Here is a 13,798-nt window from a genome sequence, read left to right on the forward strand (position 1 = left end):
GCATCATATGGTAGAATCTGTGCAAACAAGTGCACATGTTCAGAGTTTTATAGAAGTAGATGTTACAAATGTTTGGAACTGGCGTAAAAAAGTTAAATCTGACTTTGGTAAACGTGAAGGCGAAAATTTAACTTTTACACCAATATTTATGGAAGCTATTGCAAGAGCATTACGCGAGCATCCAATGATGAATATTTCTTTAAATGGCGATACTATTGTTAAAAAGAAAAATATTAACCTTGGTATGGCTGCAGCTTTACCAGATGGAAACTTAATTGTTCCTGTAATCAAAAATGCAGACCAATTAAACTTGGTTGGTATGACTAAAGCGGTTAACGATTTAGCAAAACGCGCAAGAGAGAATAAATTAAAACCAGACGATATTCAAGGAGGAACTTATACAGTAACTAACGTTGGAACGTTTGGAAGTATTATGGGAACACCAATTATTAATCAACCACAAGTAGGGATTTTAGCTTTAGGTACTATACGTAAAATGCCAGCAGTTATAGAAACTCCAGATGGCGATTTTATTGGAATTCGTTATAAGATGTTCTTGTCACATTCTTACGATCATCGTGTTGTAAATGGGGCTTTAGGCGGACAGTTTGTAAAAACAGTTAAAGAATATTTAGAAGCTTGGGATGTAAATAGAGAAATTTAAGCAAACCCATTTAAAATTTATATAAAAAAAGCTCAACTTTGGTTGGGCTTTTTTTTGTAGAATTTATTTTGATTCATAGTCTTTTAATAAAAAAGTGAATCAGTATCTTTGTTAAAATTATAAACTACTTTATGCAACTACAGCTTACAAAACCAATGTGTTTCTTCGATTTGGAGACTACAGGAATTAGTATTACTAAAGATAGAATTGTAGAGATTTCAATTTTAAAAGTATTTCCAAATGGTAAGGAAGAACGCCATACATGGAAAGTTAATCCTGAAATGCCTATTCCAGCAGAAACAACTGCAATTCATGGAATAAGTGATGAAGATGTAAAAAATGCTCCAACGTTTAAGCAATTAAGTAAAGAGGTTCATGCATTAATAAAAGATTCGGATTTAGCAGGTTTTAACTCTAATAGATTTGATATTCCTTTATTGGCAGAAGAGATGCTTCGTGTTGACTTAGATTTTGATATGAAATCTCGTGTAGCAGTAGACGTGCAAACCATTTTTCATAAAAAAGAACAACGCACGTTAAGTGCAGCTTATAAATTTTATTGCGATCAAACTCTAGAAAATGCACATAGTGCTGAAGCAGACACATTTGCAACTTATGAAATTTTAAAGGCACAATTAGATAGATATCCCGATTTAGAAAATGACTCCAAGTTCTTAGCAGAATTTAGTTCTAGGAAACAATTTGCAGATTTTGCAGGTTTTATAGCTTTTAATAAAGAAGGGTTAGAGTGTTTTAGTTTTGGAAAACACAAGGGTAAATTAGTAACAGATGTTCTAGAAAAAGAACCTGGTTATTTTGGTTGGTTGCTTAATGCAGATTTCCCATTATATACTAAAAAGGTTTTAACAGCTATTAAGTTGAAGTCTTTTAATAATAAATTTTAAAAGTAAATTAAAGATATATCTCATATCAAATAGTTTTAATTAGAATAATATGAAATTAATCTGCATTGGTAGAAACTACACAGACCATATTAAAGAGTTGAATAACGAAAAACCAATAGATCCGGTTATTTTTATAAAACCAGATACAGCTATTTTGTTAAAGAAACAACCTTTTTTTATACCAGATTTTTCAGATGATGTACATCATGAAGTTGAGGTTTTGGTTAAGATTAATAAGGTTGGAAAACATATTGATAAAAAATTCGCTCATAAATATTATAACGATATTAGTGTTGGAATAGATTTTACGGCACGAGATGTGCAACAACAATTAAAAGAAAAAGGATTGCCTTGGGAAAAAGCAAAATCTTTTGATGGTGCAGCTGTAATTGGTAATTGGTTGCCAAAATCAGATTTTAAAAATGTGGATGATTTAAATTTTAGTTTAAAAAAAAATGATGAGCTTGTTCAAAACGGAAAAACGAGTCATATGTTGTATAAAATAGATGAGATCATCGAATATGTGTCAAAATATTTTACTTTAAAAATTGGAGACATTATATTTACCGGAACACCAGCAGGAGTTTCTAAAGTTTATCCTAACGACAGGTTGGTTGGCTTTTTAGAAGACAAACAATTATTTTCAATTAACGTAAAGTAAAATGGCAAACAATTATAATTTAGAGAAAGTTAATGCAATTGCAGAAGACGATAAGGAGTTTGTTGCTGTATTAGTTCAGACATTATTAGATGAGTTGCCTGAAGATGTTACAATGTTACAACAAGCAGTAGAAGCTGTAGATTATGAGCAAACTTATCAAGTGGCCCATAAAATGAAACCTACTATCGAATTATTTGGTTTAAAGCATTACGATACTTTAATTGAAATTCAAAACTGGGGGAAATTTAGTCAAAAAGATAAGACTATAGATTCACAACTAGAAGTATTTGTACATAGTGTAAATAAAGCATTGTCAGAAATAAAAAACGATTTTAATTTATAATGCAAGCAGAAATAATTACTATTGGAGATGAAATTCTAATTGGTCAAATTGTGGATACTAATTCTGCATTTATTGGGAAAGAATTAAACAAGATAGGTGTTTCGGTTTATCAAATTACTTCAGTTCAAGACGATAAAGAACATATTTTAAAAGCTTTTACAGCTGCAGAATTTAATGCAGATATTGTTATAGTTACTGGCGGATTAGGTCCTACAAAAGACGACATAACAAAACACACTTTAGCAGAATACTTTAATGATACTTTGGTACAGGACGATACGGTTTTAGCACACGTAGAAGATTTGTTTGCTAAATATGTAAATACACCAATTTCTGACTTAAATAGAAAACAAGCTTTGGTGCCTTCAAAATGTAAAGTTTTACAAAATGAGTTTGGTACAGCGCCAGGAATGTGGATTGAAAAAGGAGATAAAGTATTTATTTCTTTACCAGGTGTTCCTTTTGAAATGAAAGGCTTGATAACTAATCAAGTACTTCCAAAACTTCAAGAAAAATACAAACGTCCATTTATTTTGCATAAAACCATACTTACAAACGGTTTAGGAGAAAGTGCTTTAGCATTGCGAATAGAGGCTTGGGAAAATAATTTACCAGAAGAATTAAAATTGGCTTATTTACCTAGTCTTGGAAAAGTAAGACTAAGATTGTCTATAAAAGGATTTAACAAAGAGACTATTGAAAATATAGTAGCAAGAGAAGTTGAAAAAGTATTACCACTTATAGAAGATGTTTTTTCTGGGTTTGAGGATAATAATAACAGTATAGAGCAAATTGTGGCTCAAAAATTAACAAAAGAAAATTTTACAATTGCTTTTGCAGAAAGTTGTACTGGAGGAAAACTAACAGAAGTTTTTACAAAACGTCAAGGTGCATCTAATTATCTAAAAGGCAGTTTGGTATGTTACGCAACACAATCAAAAATAGATTTATTAGGTGTTTTTGAAGAAACTATTAATAAATATTCAGTTGTTAGTGAGCAAGTTGCTATTGAGATGGCAGAGCAAGTTAGGCAAAAGTTTAATTCTGATATTGGAGTTTCTACAACAGGAAATGCAGGTCCAGAAAAAGGAGATTCTGATGTAGAAGTTGGAACTGTTTGTATTGCAATATCAACAAAAAAAGAAATAAAGAGTTATACTTTTTATATGGGAAATCACAGAGAAAAGGTAATAAATAAGTCGGTAAACAAGGTGTTGGAGTTGCTGCAAAAAGAAATTTTAATAAATTAATATAATAATAGGTTGTTATAATGTAATTAATCCATATATTTGCACCTCGAAATTAATCACATTTAAAGTTATATATAATGTCAAGAGTTTGTGAACTTACAGGAAAGAAGGCAATGGTTGGAAACAACGTGTCTCACGCAATGAATAAAACGAAACGTAGATTTAATGTGAATTTAATCAAAAAACGTTTGTTTCTTCCTGAAGAAGATAAGTGGATAACTTTAAAGCTTTCTACATCTGCTTTAAAGACAATCAATAGAATAGGAATTACAGCAGCTATTAAAGAAGCTAAATCTAAAGGTTTCTTAAAATAATAGTCTACTACATTTAAAGCATATTAAAGATGGCAAGAAAAGGAAATAGAGTACAGGTTATATTAGAATGTACAGAGCATAAAGAGTCAGGGAAGCCAGGAACTTCTCGTTACATTACAACAAAAAACAAAAAAAACACGCCAGATAGAATGGAGATTAAGAAATTTAACTCTATCCTTAAGCGTATGACAGTTCATAAAGAAATTAAGTAATTCGTTATTACTCACGTAATAATGGCCTAAAAAATATTAGTCATGGCAAAGAAAACCGTAGCATCTTTACAGACATCGTCTAAAAGATTATCAAAAGCAATTAAAATGGTGAAATCTCCAAAAACTGGAGCTTACATGTTTGTTGAATCAATTATGGCACCAGAATTTGTTAAAGATTTCTTTGCAAAGAAATAATTAACAAGTTTAATCAATAAAATACAATTGCTGCTTTCTTAATAGGAAGCAGCTTTTTGTTTTTAAAATATCTTTTACTGACAATATTACTTTTATAATTTTTTGGTTTAATATTTGTTTCTTCAAATGTTAAAAGTGTACATCTAAAAAGGTGTCTTTTAAATGTGATTACAATATGAGTTTTTTTAAAAAAATATTTTCTTCAGAAAAAAAGGAAACTTTAGACAAAGGTTTGGAGAAAACGAAGTCGTCTTTCTTTGGGAAATTAAGTAAAGCAGTTGCTGGAAAATCTAAAGTAGATGATGAAGTTTTAGACAACTTAGAAGAAGTTCTAGTTTCTAGTGATGTAGGAGTTAATACAACACTTAAAATTATTGAAGGTATTGAGGCTCGTGTTTCTAAAGATAAATATTTAGGGACGGATGAGCTAAACCAGATTTTAAGAGATGAAATCGCAGAACTTTTAAGTGAAACCAATTCTGGTGAAGCTACAGATTATAGTATTCCAGAATTACCAAACCAGCCAGATGGTTCTAAAACGCCTTATGTGTTAATGGTTGTTGGTGTTAATGGTGTTGGTAAAACTACAACCATTGGAAAACTAGCATATCAATTTAAAAAGCAAGGTTTAAAAGTTGTGTTAGGTGCTGCTGATACGTTTAGAGCTGCGGCAATAGATCAATTACAGGTTTGGGCAGATAGAGTAGATGTACCAATGGTACGTCAAGATATGGGTTCTGATCCAGCAAGTGTAGCTTTTGATGCGTTAAAATCTGGTGTTAATCAGCAAGCAGATGTTATTATTATTGATACTGCAGGCAGATTACATAATAAAGTTAATTTAATGAATGAGTTAACTAAAGTAAAACGTGTTATGCAAAAAGTGATTAGTGACGCACCTCATGATGTTTTGTTAGTTTTAGATGGTTCTACTGGTCAGAATGCTTTTGAGCAAGCAAAACAGTTTACAGCAGCTACAGAGGTAACAAGTTTAGCAGTAACTAAGTTAGATGGAACTGCAAAAGGTGGCGTTGTAATAGGCATTAGCGATCAATTTCAAATTCCTGTAAAATATATTGGAGTTGGCGAAGGTATAGAAGATTTGCAAGTATTTAATAAACATGAGTTTGTGGATAGTTTCTTTAAATAGTATTAAGACTACCTATAATTTAAGGCAAGTTAAAAGTATAAAAAAACCTCAAATCAATCATTGATTTGAGGTTTTTTATTTCTTGAGAACAGAAAGATTAACTACTTCTTTACAATTTTTTTTATGACAATCTGATTGTTGTTTCCAACCATTTTCAATAAATATATTCCGTTGGATAATTCTTCCATATTTATTGTTTTTCCGATAAGTCTCTTATTATAAATTAATTTGCCATTAATTGTATAGATAAAGATTTCAGCATTTATAAATGATTTTCCTAAATTATTGAATGAAATTATGTCTTTAAATGGATTCGGAAATAACTTTATATTAAAATTACCTATATATAATCTAATGGTTTCGTTATTGGTTAAATTATCATTATCATTTACAATAGACTCTAGAAGATAATAACCATCTTTAAAGTCATAATTTATCTCGTATGGATAAGTGTTATCTATAGTTATCAATTCTCCATTTATATAAAATTCTACAAATGAAATTGTTCCATCGGGATCAAAAGCTTCGGCTTGAATTGATGTATTGAAGCCGTTTTCAATAAAATCATTATCAGAGACCGAAGTAAAAGTTATATTAGGTGATTCAAGGGTTGAATTAACGATTGTTACTGTATCTCCATTTGTGGGATTCCAAACATTAACTCCGGTTGGTAGCTCACAAGTTGTTGAGTTGTTTGTTTCGATTATTGTAATTGGGTTACCTATAACTATAGTTTTTAATTCTATTTTGTCATTTGATACGCAAAACCATTTGAATTGATTAAATGATCCAAAATCTCGAGACCAAGTTTTACTGTCATTACTATTTCTAAGTGGTGCGCCCCAACAACCTTCGCCTACATAGACTGTTCCATTAATATCATCTCTTTCAAAGCCTTCATCACAATTAATACCAAATAAACAGGGTTTTATTGGCCAAGTTGTTTTAACAGTATGAGAGTCAGATTCAAAAACTAGTTTTACGCCATAATCATAAAATAATTTAGCCCAATTATTATATTCATCATTACCTTCAGACTTATAAGAAACATGGGGTTTCATAGGTTTGTGGTATTGTGCAGATTTCCATATTGAATTATCTATACTTAGTTTGTTTTCAAGCCAAGCAGCTTGATTTCCTCCAGCTGATATTTCAGAATTCAATGTGTAAATAGAATATAAATTATCACCAAACGTGATTTTATAATATGAATTAATGTTAGGTATATTAAATAAATTGTGTATTCGGTTATTATTAAATTCATGATTGCCCCTTGCTGGTATTATAGGAAACATTCTGCCATCATTTGCAATTGTTAGCTGCCAGTCGTCAAACCATTCTTGCCATTCAAGGCTACTATCGCTATTAGTCATATCTCCTCCAAAAAATACAGCAGTTGGTTTAAGTTTAGAAACCATTGTGTTTGCAAACTGTCTTGGTATTCTATTATTTCTAGAATCTCCTCCAGCAATAAACGACATAGTCTCATTAGTATTAGGAGCTGTTTTAAACCAGAACCTTGAACTCGTTCCTTCTGAGTCTTTAATTATAAAAAAATAGTTTGTATTAGGTGTTAATCCAGTAAGTTTTGTGAATGAATTATTCATTCCCTTGTCAAAAATTTCTGTTTCAGTAGTTTTAAAAAATGTATAATTAGACCAGTTAATTCCATGGTCAATAGTGTCATAATATATTTTGGTGTTAGATCCTGAAACTTGTTCCCAACCTATCATTAAAGTTGTTGCAGGGTTATCTGTAATTATAATTCTAAATCTTCTTGTATTGGCATTTGTTATAAAAAAAGATAAAATAAAGAGTAGTGAAATGGTTTTTTTCATAGTTATTTTATCTAAATTGAGTCATTAAAACTTTAAAATTATAATGAGGCATCTATATGGGATAAAGTTACTCAAAATTACTACTTTTTTTGTTTTTATTGGTAGAGCTTATCAATTAATTTTCTGGGATGCACCTTATAGGTCTTTGCTTTGGGATGAAAAATTATTATCTCCATTGTTAGAGTTATTATTCAATGTAGAATGGCAAAATTATGTAATCTCTTTAGATAATGATTTCTATATACAAAGGCTTATTCAATTTAATGGGGTGTTTTTTTTAATTTGTGCAATACTTTGTTTGTTGGTAAAGTCTTATAGTTTTAAGATAGTAAAAACAGCTATATTTTTTGGTGGTTTTTTGTTAGTTGTTTTGGCTCTATTAGAAGCGAAAAGTAAGTTTTTTGTGTTTGCAATGTTTTTTGAACATACAATTCAGTTTTCATTACCATTTATATTGCTTTATTATTTAAAACATAAAGAGATTTACAAATTAATTACACCTTTAAAAGTAGTCATAGCATTAACTTTTTTATGTCATGGACTATTCGCATTAGGTGAATTATTGCCTTTACCTGCATCTTTTGTAACTATAACAATGAATATTTTAGGTACTACGGAAGAAACCACAATAAGATTGCTCTTTGTTGCTGCTGTTTTAGATTTTATTATTGTAATTGGTTTGTTTATTCCTAAAATTATTAAATATATTTTGTTGTACGCAATTTTTTGGGGATTTATAACTGCAATTGCAAGAGTTTTAAGCGAATTTATCTATTCGTTCTCGTTGTTAACTATGCATCAAACTTTCTATGAAACGGTTTTTAGATTATCTCATGGTTTAGTTCCATTGTTACTCTATTATATTCTTAACTTTAAAAATATGTTTAATACAGGTGATAAAATTATTAATTAATAACATTATTAATTTTCTCCCACAAATCATTATCAAACGTGGAAAGTCCAAAATTGTCGCTATCAGCAGTATTTCCCATTCTAACAAGAACTAAATCTTTACTTGGAATTATATAGATTTTTTGATCATTTTTTCCCAATGCGCAATACATATCTGTTGGTGCGTTAGGAATTAATTCACCATTAAATTGAATTTGACTTTGCGGTAAATGGAAGTTTTGTTTTCCGTTTAGCCACCATAAATACCCGTAAGCATTATTAATGTTTTGCGAAGTATTTGTGGCTTGATCTAGGAACGATTCCGAAATAACTTGAGTGTTATCCCATTTCCCGTTTTTAGAACTTAACAGCCCAAAGCGCGCCATACTTCTAGTGTTACTCCAATAAACACTAAGGTCATTTAAAGGAATCCAAGATCCAGACATTCCAATTCTGTTTTTTAAGGCAGATTCAAAATAATTATTCCAAGTTTGGTTAGTTGCAGAAGCAACAATATCTTGTAGTTTTACATATACATTATGATAAGCCCAGCGCGTATTAGCATCAGAAAGATATTGTAAATTACCTGGAGAAGTATCGTCTCCTAAAGTATCGTCTAAGCCAGAAGTCATATTTAATAAGTTTTTACACGTAATTAAATTTTCTTGCTCTAACGTTGCATTTGTCCAACCAGTTCCTAGATAGTCTGAAACTTTATTGTTTATATTAAGAAACGCGTTGTCTTGCGCAATTCCTGTAACAGCAGTAGTTAGTGTTTTTCCAGCACTTGCCCAATACCATAAAGAGGCTTCGGTATGATTATTCATGTAATATTCTACAACTATTTTCCCTTTGTGAAGAATAATAAAGCTTTTTGAATTCTTCTCTTCTAAAAAAGTATATAAATCATTTAGATTTGAGGTATTCCAATTTAAACTTTCTGGAGATTTTGTTTCCCATTCATTAGAATTAATTGGAGGAAAGTAGGTGGATTCATCACCAGAAGAAGTAGTGGTTATAATTTCTTCTTCATTAGAACAATTTAATAACGAAACAACTAAAATTAATACTAAAAAATATTTCATAAGACTAGTGCTTTTCAATTTAGACTAAGTAATAAAGATAAAGTTTAATTTTTAAAATATACAATCGTAAATCATTACGTATCTTTGCAGTCCAAAATAAATGTATGAGAACTAAAACACTAAAAAAAAACAAGATTAACGTAATTACATTAGGTTGTAGTAAAAACGTTTATGATAGTGAAGTGTTAATGGGGCAACTTAAAGCCAATGGCAAAGAAGTTGTACATGAAGAAGAAGGAAATGTAGTTGTTATAAACACGTGTGGTTTTATTAATAATGCCAAAGAAGAAAGTGTAAATACTATTTTGGATTACATGCAGAAAAAGGAAGATGGCGAAGTTGATAAAGTCTTTGTTACTGGATGTTTGAGCGAAAGATATAAACCAGATTTAGAAAAGGAAATTCCAAATGTAGATCAGTATTTTGGTACTACAGAATTACCAGGTTTATTAAAAGCGCTTGGAGCAGATTATAAGCACGAATTAATTGGTGAACGCTTAACAACAACACCAAAAAATTACGCGTATTTAAAAATTGCAGAAGGTTGTGACAGACCATGTAGTTTCTGTGCCATTCCAATAATGCGTGGAAAGCATAAAAGTACACCAATAGAAAATTTAGTTATAGAAGCAGAGAAATTAGCAGCTAATGGTGTAAAAGAATTAATTTTAATTGCTCAAGATTTAACGTATTACGGTTTAGATATCTACAAAAAACGTAACCTTGCAGAACTTTTAGAAAACTTAGTAAAAGTAGAAGGTATAGAATGGATTAGACTGCATTATGCGTTTCCTACTGGTTTTCCAATGGATGTTTTAGATCTTATGAATAAAGAGCCTAAAATATGTAACTATTTAGATATACCATTACAGCATATTTCAGATAAGATTCTTAAAAGTATGCGTCGTGGAACTACACAAGCTAAAACTACTAAGTTGTTAAAAGACTTTAGAGCAGCAGTTCCAGAAATGACTATTAGAACCACTTTAATTGTTGGTTATCCAGGAGAAACAGAAGAAGATTACCAAACTCTAAAACAATGGGTTAAAGATATGCGTTTTGAGCGTTTAGGTTGTTTTACCTATTCTCATGAAGAAAACACACACGCTTATAATTTAGAAGATGATGTGCCGCAGGAAATAAAGCAACAACGCGCTAACGAAATTATGGAAATCCAATCTCAGATATCTTGGGAATTAAATCAAGAAAAAATTGGACACGAATTTAAAGTAGTTATAGATAGAAAAGAAGGTAACTACTTTGTTGGTAGAACTGAATTTGATAGCCCAGATGTAGATAACGAAGTTTTAATTGATGCTACAGAAACGTACCTTAAAACAGGCGATTACTATAACGTAAAAGTAACTGAAGCAGAAGATTTTGATTTATACGCTGAAGTTGTAAAGTAGATTTAATACATTAAAAAAAAGCCTCAAAGTGAATTTTCATTTTGAGGTTTTTTGTTTTAGGAAGGTTTTTTAGACGTTGTTGTATAAGAATTGTTGCGGTTTTGTGTACAAGGATTTTTCGTTAGAAAAATCAGACGTAACGAAACTATAACGACAATTCATTAAGTATTAAAATAGCAATTATTTTTATACGTTGTTAGCAATAGTTTATTCTATATTCTGTTTTTTTTGATAGAAAATAATAGCCTAAACATAAGCTAATAACTAAAGTAGAGATGCTTATAACTAATAGATCTTCAGTGTGCTTTATATCCAATGTAATTATCTTTCTGACTATAGCAGTGAGTGCCACCAAAATTATTATTTTTATTCGACTTAATATGTTTTTATGATGTTCTTTAAATGTTTCTAAAATTTCTAATGTTATAAGAATATTAAAGAAAATAGGAACACCTGTTAGTGCTATTGATTTTTTGTCATTAAATGAAAATTCACTCACTTCTGAATAAAAAGTATACACTAAGTCAATTATTTCAAATAGGATAAAAAGAATTGCAAGTATTGATAAAACTAGATATACAATATCTTCAGTTTTATCAAGTATTTTGTCTTTAGTCATAATTATTTTTTTTGTAAACTGTGATTCCTTCTTTGATTGTTTCAATGACTAAAATGTCCTTGATATCATCTAGCTCAGATTTTAAAGGATTTTTGTCCAATATTACCAAGTCTGCTAATTTTCCTTCTTCTAATGTTCCTTTTGTCTCTTCTTCAAAATGTTGATAGGCAGACCATTCAGTAATGCATTTTAATGCTTCGTAAGGTGATAGTCTTTCTTCCTCTCCAATGATGGTCCCTGATCTGGATACCCTGTTTGTAGCAGTCCAAATAACTCGCATTAAATTTGGTAATGCCACAGGTGCATCAGTATGAATTGTTATTTTTAATCCCTTATTTAAGGCAGTACGAGTTGGGCTTATTTTATTACCCAAACTATCACCAATTATTTCTTTATGCCAATCTCCCCAATAAAAAGTGTGTAATGGAAACAAAGAAGCTATGATATTTAAATTCTTGAATGCATCCAATTGATCTTCTCTAACATATTGTCCATGTATAAGTACATCTCGTCTGTTTTTATTCCCATATTTAGTTGTAACTTTTTTTAAGGTTCGAATCATCTGATCTATAGCAGCATCTCCATTTGCATGAGTATGTATTTGCCAATTATTTTGAAAAGCGCTATCATAAATTTTTTCAACATCTTTATCCAATGGAATAGCTGGGTAACCTAAATATCCTTCTTCTGCTCCGACTGGAGGAGTTAGATAAGGTTTAGTGCGCCAAGCTGTTCTACCCTGTGGCGATCCATCTAATGTAAGTTTTACGCCTCCAATTCTATAGTGATTTTTATAAGATGAGTTATACCAATCTGTTGTTAGCAAGGAATCAGCAACAGAATAATCAATGTAGCTTACAACATCTAATTTTAGGAAATTAGTATTAGCCGCATACTCTAAAAATAGATGAGAACTTGGCATTGCTCTTCCTTCTTGTACGGTAGTGTAACCATATGATAAAGCCATATTTTGACCAGCTGTAAGAAATGTTTTTATAGCCTCTTCACTCTTGGGACCAAGCACCATAGGCATAAATGGAATTGCCGCTAATTCTTCTAAAACCCCATTAGGCTCTTTTGTACCAGGTTTTCTTCTAATTATACCACCTTCTGGGTCGGGAGAATCAGCAGTTAGCTTAAGTAATTCCAAACCTTTGCTATTAACAACGCAGAAATGACCAGAGATATGGATAATCATAACAGGATGCTCAGTTGATACTTTGTCCAAATCCTCTTTAGTAGGAAATCGTTTATCTTCTAAAACAGAATCATCGAATCCCATTCCAAAAATCCATCCAGTTAATTCTATATTTTCAGGAGTTGACCAATCTTTAAGTATTTGAATTAGGGCATCAATATTATTTGCTCCAGCATCCGGAGGAGGTAGTATTTGAGCTCCAATGGATTGACTTGGGAATCCAGCGAAATGGGCATGTGCATCAATAAAACCAGGAAGTAATGTTTTTCCATTAAGGTTTATTCGTGCTGACCTAGGAAACAACTTTTTAGCTTCTGAAAGACGTCCAATAAACACTATCGTATCACTATTTGTGACTATTGATTCTACGTAATTAGGTTTATCACCACTCATTGTAAGAATATCACCTCCATAATATAGGATTTGATTGTCTATTAATTTACTAGATTGAATAGAGCAAGCCGAAACGAGGGATATTAAGATTGAAAATATTAGAATTTGTTTCATATGTTTATTTCTTAGTTATTATTGCTAACAAGATGATATGAAATCGTTATAATGTTTTATATCAGCAGTTAAACGAAGTTAGATTAAAAAAATGACAAAGTCAAGAACAAGAACTTATAGCTTTGTTTTTTGTAAACTACAATTTAGTTACTTTTTATTGGAATCCAAACTTCCTCAATATTCTCTTCACTGTTAGGATTGTAACCTTCAGGTAAAACCTCAAAATGAGGTCTTTGGTCTAGTTGGTATTTAGAATTTGGTAACCATTCTGTAAAAATAGAATGCCACGTATTATAAAACTGTTGTGTTGTTCCTTTATGTATAAATACGGCATACAAACCCGTTTCAAGATTAAAATGTTCCATCTGTTCTGGTGTATTCTCAAAGTTGCTAACTTCTACTAAAGCATGTTTTTTAAAAATAGTATCTGGAGATATATCTTTTAAGTCTGTAAATTTTTTATAGACTTGTAAAGCAAAAACATCTGTATTTAATGTATTTGGAATAGTTTTTTTTAAAGGCATAAAACGTTTAAAAAGTTCCATAGTTTTGTTGTT

16 protein-coding genes are annotated in these 13,798 nt (G+C 30.6%); 11 read left to right on the plus strand and 5 right to left on the minus strand.

Annotated features, from left to right (window positions below; translation table 11 throughout):
- From ACFDSN_RS07005 to ftsY, 9 genes are all read left to right on the plus strand, one after another.
- Window positions 1-664: 2-oxo acid dehydrogenase subunit E2 (locus ACFDSN_RS07005; RefSeq protein WP_375239129.1), on the plus strand; the 664-nt coding region annotated here is incomplete at its 5' end.
- A 131-nt stretch (window positions 665-795) separates the two neighbouring features.
- Entirely contained in the window at window positions 796-1,569 is a 774-nt protein-coding gene (locus ACFDSN_RS07010; protein ID WP_375239130.1) for an exonuclease domain-containing protein, read from the plus strand.
- A 49-nt stretch (window positions 1,570-1,618) separates the two neighbouring features.
- Entirely contained in the window at window positions 1,619-2,230 is a 612-nt protein-coding gene (locus ACFDSN_RS07015) for a fumarylacetoacetate hydrolase family protein (RefSeq protein ID WP_375239131.1), read from the plus strand.
- A 1-nt stretch (window position 2,231) separates the two neighbouring features.
- Window positions 2,232-2,573 carry an Hpt domain-containing protein gene (locus ACFDSN_RS07020; RefSeq protein ID WP_375239132.1) on the plus strand — a complete coding sequence of 114 codons (342 nt, stop codon included), beginning with the start codon at window positions 2,232-2,234 and terminating at the stop codon, window positions 2,571-2,573.
- Window positions 2,573-3,823: a competence/damage-inducible protein A gene (locus ACFDSN_RS07025; protein WP_375239133.1), complete on the plus strand. Its 1,251-nt coding sequence runs from the start codon at window positions 2,573-2,575 to the stop codon at window positions 3,821-3,823. Before ACFDSN_RS07020 ends, ACFDSN_RS07025 begins: the two co-directional genes overlap by 1 nt.
- Window positions 3,824-3,900: 77 nt before the next feature.
- The gene (gene rpmB, locus ACFDSN_RS07030) at window positions 3,901-4,137 is read left to right on the plus strand and encodes a 50S ribosomal protein L28 (RefSeq protein ID WP_375239134.1); all 237 of its coding nucleotides are present in this window, start codon (window positions 3,901-3,903) and stop codon (window positions 4,135-4,137) included.
- Between the two features lie 29 nt (window positions 4,138-4,166).
- Complete coding sequence (gene rpmG, locus ACFDSN_RS07035; RefSeq protein ID WP_375239135.1) at window positions 4,167-4,349, plus strand: 50S ribosomal protein L33; 183 nt, start codon at window positions 4,167-4,169, stop codon at window positions 4,347-4,349.
- A 42-nt stretch (window positions 4,350-4,391) separates the two neighbouring features.
- Window positions 4,392-4,544, plus strand: coding sequence for a DUF4295 domain-containing protein (locus ACFDSN_RS07040; protein WP_375239136.1), 153 nt, complete (start codon window positions 4,392-4,394; stop codon window positions 4,542-4,544).
- 175 nt (window positions 4,545-4,719) lie between these two features.
- Window positions 4,720-5,694 carry a signal recognition particle-docking protein FtsY gene (ftsY, locus tag ACFDSN_RS07045; RefSeq protein ID WP_375239137.1) on the plus strand — a complete coding sequence of 325 codons (975 nt, stop codon included), beginning with the start codon at window positions 4,720-4,722 and terminating at the stop codon, window positions 5,692-5,694.
- Window positions 5,695-5,795: 101 nt separating this feature from the next.
- Here the strand turns inward: ftsY and ACFDSN_RS07050 are convergent, their stop codons facing one another.
- Complete coding sequence (locus ACFDSN_RS07050; protein ID WP_375239138.1) at window positions 5,796-7,532, minus strand: Ig-like domain-containing protein; 1,737 nt, start codon at window positions 7,530-7,532, stop codon at window positions 5,796-5,798.
- Window positions 7,533-7,575: 43 nt separating this feature from the next.
- Here ACFDSN_RS07050 and ACFDSN_RS07055 point away from each other — a divergent pair, with 43 nt between their 5' ends.
- Complete coding sequence (locus tag ACFDSN_RS07055) at window positions 7,576-8,445, plus strand: hypothetical protein (protein WP_375239139.1); 870 nt, start codon at window positions 7,576-7,578, stop codon at window positions 8,443-8,445.
- On the opposite strand, the gene ACFDSN_RS07060 is transcribed toward ACFDSN_RS07055, so the two are convergent.
- Window positions 8,438-9,508 carry a serine hydrolase domain-containing protein gene (locus ACFDSN_RS07060; RefSeq protein WP_375239140.1) on the minus strand — a complete coding sequence of 357 codons (1,071 nt, stop codon included), beginning with the start codon at window positions 9,506-9,508 and terminating at the stop codon, window positions 8,438-8,440. The two genes, ACFDSN_RS07055 and ACFDSN_RS07060, sit on opposite strands and share 8 nt — an antisense overlap.
- A 104-nt stretch (window positions 9,509-9,612) precedes the next feature.
- On the opposite strand from ACFDSN_RS07060, the gene rimO reads away from it, so the two are divergent.
- Window positions 9,613-10,917 (plus strand): 30S ribosomal protein S12 methylthiotransferase RimO, encoded by a 1,305-nt coding sequence (gene rimO / locus ACFDSN_RS07065; protein ID WP_375239141.1) that lies wholly within the window; start codon window positions 9,613-9,615, stop codon window positions 10,915-10,917.
- Between the two features lie 196 nt (window positions 10,918-11,113).
- Here rimO and ACFDSN_RS07070 read toward each other — a convergent pair whose 3' ends face one another.
- The 3 genes from ACFDSN_RS07070 to ACFDSN_RS07080 form a co-directional block, all read right to left on the minus strand.
- Window positions 11,114-11,536: a phosphate-starvation-inducible PsiE family protein gene (locus tag ACFDSN_RS07070; protein WP_375239142.1), complete on the minus strand. Its 423-nt coding sequence runs from the start codon at window positions 11,534-11,536 to the stop codon at window positions 11,114-11,116.
- Window positions 11,529-13,037 (minus strand): amidohydrolase, encoded by a 1,509-nt coding sequence (locus tag ACFDSN_RS07075; protein WP_375239143.1) that lies wholly within the window; start codon window positions 13,035-13,037, stop codon window positions 11,529-11,531. Before ACFDSN_RS07075 ends, ACFDSN_RS07070 begins: the two co-directional genes overlap by 8 nt.
- Window positions 13,038-13,384: 347 nt before the next feature.
- The coding region (locus tag ACFDSN_RS07080; RefSeq protein ID WP_375239144.1) for a GyrI-like domain-containing protein at window positions 13,385-13,798 on the minus strand (414 nt) is incomplete at its 5' end.

Origin of the sequence: Aurantibacter sp., assembly GCF_042094015.1 — a bacterium.
GTDB lineage: Bacteria > Bacteroidota > Bacteroidia > Flavobacteriales > Flavobacteriaceae > Aurantibacter.

What these genes read in the sequence shown, in the direction of transcription:
- ACFDSN_RS07070 (WP_375239142.1), bottom strand. Translation starts at nt 11,536, where the DNA reads ATGACTAAAGACAAAATACTTGATAAAACTGAAGATATTGTATATCTA.
- ACFDSN_RS07055 (WP_375239139.1), top strand. Translation starts at nt 7,576, where the DNA reads ATGAGGCATCTATATGGGATAAAGTTACTCAAAATTACTACTTTTTTT.
- ACFDSN_RS07015 (WP_375239131.1), top strand. Translation starts at nt 1,619, where the DNA reads ATGAAATTAATCTGCATTGGTAGAAACTACACAGACCATATTAAAGAG.
- ACFDSN_RS07025 (WP_375239133.1), top strand. Translation starts at nt 2,573, where the DNA reads ATGCAAGCAGAAATAATTACTATTGGAGATGAAATTCTAATTGGTCAA.
- ACFDSN_RS07010 (WP_375239130.1), top strand. Translation starts at nt 796, where the DNA reads ATGCAACTACAGCTTACAAAACCAATGTGTTTCTTCGATTTGGAGACT.
- ACFDSN_RS07040 (WP_375239136.1), top strand. Translation starts at nt 4,392, where the DNA reads ATGGCAAAGAAAACCGTAGCATCTTTACAGACATCGTCTAAAAGATTA.
- rpmG (WP_375239135.1), top strand. Translation starts at nt 4,167, where the DNA reads ATGGCAAGAAAAGGAAATAGAGTACAGGTTATATTAGAATGTACAGAG.
- ACFDSN_RS07020 (WP_375239132.1), top strand. Translation starts at nt 2,232, where the DNA reads ATGGCAAACAATTATAATTTAGAGAAAGTTAATGCAATTGCAGAAGAC.
- rpmB (WP_375239134.1), top strand. Translation starts at nt 3,901, where the DNA reads ATGTCAAGAGTTTGTGAACTTACAGGAAAGAAGGCAATGGTTGGAAAC.
- ACFDSN_RS07060 (WP_375239140.1), bottom strand. Translation starts at nt 9,508, where the DNA reads ATGAAATATTTTTTAGTATTAATTTTAGTTGTTTCGTTATTAAATTGT.
- rimO (WP_375239141.1), top strand. Translation starts at nt 9,613, where the DNA reads ATGAGAACTAAAACACTAAAAAAAAACAAGATTAACGTAATTACATTA.
- ftsY (WP_375239137.1), top strand. Translation starts at nt 4,720, where the DNA reads ATGAGTTTTTTTAAAAAAATATTTTCTTCAGAAAAAAAGGAAACTTTA.
- ACFDSN_RS07050 (WP_375239138.1), bottom strand. Translation starts at nt 7,532, where the DNA reads ATGAAAAAAACCATTTCACTACTCTTTATTTTATCTTTTTTTATAACA.